Origin of the sequence: Fulvivirga sp. (genome assembly GCF_040220315.1) — a bacterium.
Classification (GTDB): domain Bacteria; phylum Bacteroidota; class Bacteroidia; order Cytophagales; family Cyclobacteriaceae; genus Fulvivirga.
In genome coordinates, this window is the sequence record NZ_JAVJUY010000356.1 from 1 (window position 1) to 7299 (window position 7299).

The window sequence follows — 7299 nt, forward strand, 5'->3', positions numbered from 1 at the left end:
CAGGCTTAATTGGTGGACTGCCTATTACACAGGTTATTGTACGAAGTTCTGCTAACATCCAATCTGGTGGAAAAACAAAAATGTCAGCCTTTTTTCATGGTATTTTAATCCTGTTTAGTGTTATGCTTATCCCAGGGGTTATGAATATGATACCATTGTCAAGTTTAGCGGCAATCTTATTCCTCGTAGGATATAAACTGGCAAAACCATCTTTGTTTAAAGAAATGAAAGCCAAAGGGCGTGGGCAGTTTATCCCATTTATGATTACCATATTAGGAATTATTTTCACCGATTTGCTTATAGGAATTGGTATAGGTATGGCTGTTGCAGTATTTCTTATTTTAAGGAAAAACCTCAACACACCATTTAGTTATGTTGAAAAACATGAAGAAGGTGGGCCATTTATTATTGAATTGTCAGAAAATGTCACATTCCTGAATAAGGCGAGCATATTACAGACTTTAAATATGATACCAAACAATAGCAACGTATTAATTGACTTATCTAAATCAAAATACATACACCCGGATGTGATCGAAATTATCAATGATTTTGAAATCCATGCAAAAAATACAGGTATAGAATTAACGATGAAAGGTAAGTTTGATGAAAATAAGATTAACCCGGTAGCACATTTCAGAAGTAAGGTGAACGATGGAAAAAACAAGAAAAAATCATATTGGGCTACCGTTTTTAACTCTTAAGATCTTAATTTTATAGTATTAAGAATAATACAGCGCGGTTCTGGGTTACCAGTTCTGCACTGTATTATTAGAATTTTTCTTTAACAATTTCCGTTGTACTCATTGTAAATCTTCAACTTAGTAGTTTGGCAGATTAACCACACCTTTTCTGGTTGTACATCGTATAAGAAAAAAACGCTCAGCGCATGAATAAACTATCAACGAAAATTAAGGTCACAGGTGCAGGAATCATTCTTCTTATTACAGCCTTTGCCTTCACCAGCCCGGGTGAAAGATATTTCGAAATAGCCAAGAACCTTGACATTTTTGCTACCCTATTTAAGGAAGTCAATGCATTGTATGTTGACGAAGTGAACCCTAACAAGGTAATACGTAAAGGTATTGATGCCATGCTTTCCTCTCTGGATCCATATACCAATTACATTCCTGAAGATGATATTGAAGACTTCAGGACGCAAAGCACTGGTCAGTATGGTGGCATTGGTGCACTTACAAGCAAGATTGATGGGAAGATAAAAGTTACCATGATTGTTGAGGGCTATTCCGCTCAAAAAAATGGGCTTAAAATAGGTGATGAAGTAATTAAGATTGACGACATAGATATTACCCAACTAGAAAGAGAAGAAGCCGCTGACCTGATGAAAGGCCAGGCTAACACACCTGTAAGCCTGACAGTAAAAAGATATGGCAATCCAGAGCCTATTACGCTTAATTTCACAAGAGAGAAAGTAAAAATCAATAATGTGCCATTTATGGGTATGGTGTCAAATGATATTGGCTACATAAAACTGGCAGAGTTTACATTAGATGCAGGAAAGGAAGTAAAAGAAGCGGTTGTAAAATTGAAATCCCAGGGTGCTAAAAAATTTATACTAGATGTAAGAGGCAACCCTGGTGGGCTGCTAATGGAAGCTGTGAATATTACGAACGTCTTTATACCTAAAGGCAAAGAAGTAGTATCAACAAAGGGTAAGATCGAAGATCATAACCAGGATTATAAAACACTCAATCAGCCTATTGATACAGAAATTCCATTGGTTGTTTTAATTAACAGCGGTAGTGCTTCTGCATCAGAAATTGTAGCAGGAACACTTCAGGATTACGACAGAGCAGTAATTATTGGTCAGAAATCATTTGGAAAAGGACTTGTGCAGATTACTCGGCCATTAACTTACAACGCACAATTAAAAGTAACAACAGCTAAGTACTACACACCTAGTGGCCGCTGTATACAATCCTTAGACTATAGCCATAGAAATGAAGATGGCAGTGTGGGCAAGGTGCCGGATTCGTTGAAATCTGAATTCAAGACAGTAAATAACAGATCAGTTTATGATGGTGGCGGTATCGATCCAGATATTGAAGTGGAAAAATCGCCTATGTCGCCCGTTGCTTACGCACTATATGCTAAAGGCCATATCTTTGATTATGCAACCGAATTCTATTACACGAATCCTAAAATCACTCCGGCTAAAGAATTTGCATTAACTGATACACAGTACGAAGGGTTTAAAACATGGCTTAATGGCAAGGATTATTCCTACACCACACAAGTAGAGAAAAACCTAAAAAAATTAAAAGAATACGCTTTAGAGGAAAAATATTATGAGGACATTGAACACACCATTGAAAATTTAGAAAAAACGCTGGAAGCAAGTAAGGCTAACGATCTGAATGATTTTGAATCTCAGATTAAAACACTATTGGAGGAAGAGATCACCTCGCGATATTATCTGGAAAGAGGTTCTATTGAATCGTCATTCGATAAAGATCAGGACATTTCCACAGCCATAGGGGTTTTGAATGAACCGACTAAATACGACAGTATTCTTGCTAAAAAATAATTCTTATGAATAGAATCCAAGATTCTAACCGGTAACTCTTTGAATCAAAAAAAGGGCTACCTTTTTAAAGCAGCCCTTTCCATATCACTAGTTCAATTGGTTATCTTAAGAATAACATCTCACGATACTTTACCAATGGCCAATCTTCATCATCCACTACCAACTCCAGCTTATCCACAGAGTATCTGATTTTTTCAAAGTATTTAGACTTAACATCATCGCAATAAGCAATGGCCTTTTTTCTGGTGTCTGTAATCTTATTGATTCTCTTTCTCTCCTCTGTCATATTTTCAACTTCAGTTTGCAAAATCTCAATATGTTTTGAAATAGATTCTATTGTTGAAACAACCTGCTTATTATTCAACCCAACTTCCTTCAACCCCTTAGCATTTTGTATCAATTTGTTTTGATAAGCAACTGCCGTAGGAACAATATGATTTTGCACAAGGTCGCCCATTAACCTGGATTCAATTTGAACTTTCATGATATAATTCTCCCATTGAATCTCATTACGTGCTTCCAGCTCTATCTCATTCAGGATGTTCAGCTTAGCAAAAAGTTTTCTTGACTTATCGCTCAAATAAGCATCTAATGCTCTTGGTGTATCTTTTACGTTAGCCAATCCTCTTTTCTTGGCTTCTTTTACCCATTCGTCAGAGTAACCGTCACCTTCGAATCGTACATTTTTAGAATCTTTAATGTACTTTCTTAGCACTCCAACAATAGCAAGGCGCTTATCAGTACCTTTCTTAATCTCTTTCTGAACAGCTGCGTAAAAATCGTTTAACTGATCCGCAACTATTGCATTTAAAATAGTCATTGGTGTAGCCGGGTTGTCTGTACTCCCCACTGCCCTGAACTCGAATTTGTTACCCGTAAATGCAAATGGAGACGTTCTATTTCTATCAGTATTATCAAGGATAATCGGTGGAATCTTGTCGATGCCAAGCTTCATGTACATGTTATCCCCTTTTTCTACATGAATGTTACCATTTTTTTCAAGTTCATCCAGCACACTATTCAACTGCGACCCCAGAAAAACAGACATTATTGCCGGTGGCGCCTCATTAGCTCCAAGTCTATGGTCGTTACCTGCAGAAGCGATACTTGCTCTTAGAAGTTCTGCATTGTCGTGCACCGCTTTAATTGTAGTTACCAGGAAGGTTAAGAACAATAGGTTTTCTCTGGCACTTGAACTAGGTTGGAATAAATTCACACCCGTATTGGTAATAAGCGACCAGTTATTGTGTTTTCCTGATCCGTTTAAACCTGCAAACGGTTTTTCATGGAACAATACTTTTAATCTATGACGCTCAGCCACTTTAGACATTACATCCATTAAAAGTTGGTTGTGATCGGTAGCCACATTAATATCTTCAAACACAGGAGCTACCTCAAACTGGCTTGGTGCCACTTCGTTATGTCTGGTACTTACCGGAATACCTAATTTTAAAGCTGAGGTTTCAAAGTCCTTCATAAAGTCATAAATCCTTGGAGGAATTGAGCCAAAATAATGATCATCCAACTGCTGTCCTCTTGCAGGGTTATGGCCAAAAACAGTTCGGCCTGCCATTACTAAATCTGGCCTGCTGGCAAATAAAGCTTTATCAATTACAAAGTATTCCTGCTCGCAACCTAAAGATGCTTTTACACGAGAAACCTTTTTATCAAACAATTGGCACACTTGTGTGGCAGCCTTGTCAACTGCATCTACAGCCTTTAGCAGAGGAGCCTTATTATCAAGCGCCTCACCCGTATAGGCTACAAATACTGTTGGAATACACAGAGTAACACCATAAATAAACATGGGGGAACTTGGATCCCAAGCGGTGTAGCCCCTTGCTTCGAACGTGCTTCTTATCCCGCCATTCGGAAATGAAGAAGCATCAGGCTCCTGCTGCACTAAAGCAGTTCCTTTAAATTTTTCTATCCCTGCATGTGCATCAAAAAATGTATCGTGTTTTTCAGCCGTTGAGCCAGTTAATGGTTGAAACCAGTGTGTAAAGTGAGTTGCACCTTTACTTATGGCCCAAGATTTAGCAGCAGACGCTACGGCATCAGCTGTATCATCGTCTATTTTTAGACCTTCGTCAATCGCATTTTTTACTTTTTTAAATACATCAGGGGAGAGCAACTCCTGCATTTGCTTCAGTCCAAATACATCTGAAGCATAATAGTCAGAAATTTTTCCCTGAGATTCCACTTTTATTTTTGACCTGTTGTTAGCCAAATCAAGTGCTTTGAATCTTAAATGTGCCATGTAGTGATTATTAGTTTATATTTTCGTTTAAAAACGGTAGCAAATATAATGAATTTGAATGTTAGATGAATTTTTCAACCCTTTTTTATCAAAAAAACACACAGATACCAAAATATAGGGTATTAAAACACCCAATTTTCATCTTTTTTATATTCATGATGAATAAAATGGGGTATTACAAAAACCCTGATGCTATGAAGTAGGTAAAGCAGAAATTAAAAAAAAATTAAAAAAAGTTATCCACAGCCATTTATAGCATTTATCGGATGGCATTTAACATAAAATATATAATCGGGTTTGCTGATGTAACTATATAAATGCGAGATATTAATTGCATTTATCTAAGAATGGCGGCATTATGAATATGTTATTTGATTATTATGCAAGCATAACATAACATTGCACCCAAAATAAAAATCAACTAAAAAACACATAAAAATGACTACGTTAAAATCAACTACTTCTACTAAAGTTACAACTAAAGAAGATTTAATCAACAATTTAGTTAATAAAAACTTAAATCAAAGTAATAAAGATTTGTCACTCTGCATTAGTGGTATGTGCAACCCATTTTAATTAAATTATATTTAATAACTATTATAACTTATCTAAGGTGAGTTTATTAGAAGCACAACTGGACAAACATGAAGTTCTTGAAGACAATGATCAGATTGTTATTGAAGGTTTCATGGATAGATACAACGTTGATTATGATGAAGCTAAAGAGATATTGATAGAAACTAAAAAATTTCTTGAGCTGGCAGCTGAAACAACGGAAGATGGTGGTGAGGGGGTTTTCATAGATCGTCCATTACTCATAATTGATGAAATGTGGCATACTTTCATTTTACATACAAGACAATATTTCAGCTTTTGTTACAAAAGTTTTAATAGGTTTATACATCACGTACCCACGACCAATAAAGAGAAAGAAGCTATTAATTTAAGGTTAAAGACTGAACCTTCATTGGTGCTAAAGGAAAGTGAAGAAAAATTAAAACAGCAGTACTCAAGGATTTATGACAAATACGGTCCTGAGACTTTACTAAAGTGGTACGAAACCTGGGCTATAAAATACACTCCAGAATATATTGAAAAAATAAAAAAGGCTGTTTAAACAGCCTTTTTTATTTAACTCAAAGTCATATTTTAGCACGTTGAACGAATGCATGTGCCTAAATATTTATTTTTATTACTATCCCTATCAATTTCTAATAACACCTTTTGTCAGGTATTAGAAAGTAAAGAGATTAACATATTTAAGGATGTTAATCTAAATGCCTCATCATCTAATCTGACAATTACAGAGCTTAATAGTGGTTTATTAATACTTGCGAATTATGAAGGATTATTGTCTTACGATGGCAATAACTGGAGGCTAGAATTCTCCAATGAAATTATTTCAAGTATTGATTATGATAGTATTGACAACCTTCTACTTTATGGCGCAACCAATCATTTTGGTTATATATCTCTAAGTGATGAAGGATTTTTTAAAATTAATAAGCTGTCTGAAGATTTATTAAATATTCCAGCCTCTTATATTACTTGGCGTATATATTCAAATGAAGAAAATAAATTCTTTGCCACAAATAAGGGGGTTTTTCAATGGAATATAAACACGAATGAAGTTGAATATTTAGGTCATGAAACCAGAGTGTATGATTATTATAACAAATTACATTTCACCATTGAGGATTCGCTCCTTTATTTAATTGACGGAGAAAATAAATTGTTAAAATCAAAAATTTTACCAAATAAAGAAAGGTTAGTCACAATTTTTCAGAGCGATGATAACTATTCATTTATCTACCAAAATGGAGAAATAAAAGGATTAAATTCCTTTAAAGATTCCATAAATGATAAGGCTCTTTACTGCTTTTATTTAAAAGACTCTTCAATTGTATTTACAAACACAGAATATGGTTTGCAATTATTTGATAAAGATTTAAAGGAAGAAGTTACACTTAATGAAACTAATGGATTAGTTGACAATTTTACTAGGGATATAGAGGAAGATCAACTCGGCAATCTTTGGGTTACATCAATTCAAGGTGTGTCACAATTAAAAAACGGATCATCATGGAGTAAGTATGATTTAGAAAATAAAAATGAAAACATTCAAAGTCTTATATTTCAAAAAGAAACACTATATATAGCTACTACTAACCGCATATTTAAGGTAAATAGAGGCCGAGTAAGTTCAATAGAAATTGATTTTTTCTTAGGCATGGATGTGTTAAATAATCAAGTAATTGTTGGCACAAGAAATGGGTTGGTTTTGATAAATGATGATTTTGAGGTTGTTGATAGACTCGCATTGCCCTTATCTTCCTTTGTGAAGTTTGTTAATAATAAACTCATTGTAAGCCAAACTAATGACACCTACCTTTTTGAAATTATTAACAATAAACTACAGCAAAAGAATGTATTGAATTTATCTAATCCTGTATTACCACTCAGTACTTCATAATGGCAATTTGTGGATTAC

General features: G+C 34.8%; 5 protein-coding genes. 4 read left to right on the forward strand and 1 reads right to left on the reverse strand.

Annotated elements, in window-relative coordinates; genetic code table 11:
- Positions 1-704, forward strand: a 704-nt coding sequence (locus RLO81_RS18170; RefSeq protein WP_350115076.1) for a SulP family inorganic anion transporter, incomplete at its 5' end; no start/stop codon positions are given.
- Positions 705-889: 185 nt separating this feature from the next.
- Positions 890-2548 (forward strand): S41 family peptidase, encoded by a 1659-nt coding sequence (locus RLO81_RS18175; protein ID WP_350115079.1) that lies wholly within the window; start codon positions 890-892, stop codon positions 2546-2548.
- A gap of 100 nt (positions 2549-2648) precedes the next feature.
- Here RLO81_RS18175 and RLO81_RS18180 read toward each other — a convergent pair whose 3' ends face one another.
- Entirely contained in the window at positions 2649-4808 is a 2160-nt protein-coding gene (locus RLO81_RS18180; protein ID WP_350115082.1) for a glutamine synthetase III family protein, read from the reverse strand.
- 613 nt (positions 4809-5421) lie between these two features.
- Between RLO81_RS18180 and RLO81_RS18185 the strand changes: the two genes are divergently transcribed.
- Positions 5422-5925 (forward strand): UCP032817 domain-containing protein, encoded by a 504-nt coding sequence (locus RLO81_RS18185; RefSeq protein ID WP_350115085.1) that lies wholly within the window; start codon positions 5422-5424, stop codon positions 5923-5925.
- A gap of 54 nt (positions 5926-5979) precedes the next feature.
- On the forward strand, positions 5980-7281 hold the full coding sequence (locus RLO81_RS18190; RefSeq protein WP_350115088.1) for a ligand-binding sensor domain-containing protein: 1302 nt from the start codon (positions 5980-5982) through the stop codon (positions 7279-7281).
- Positions 7282-7299: the final 18 nt, after the last annotated feature.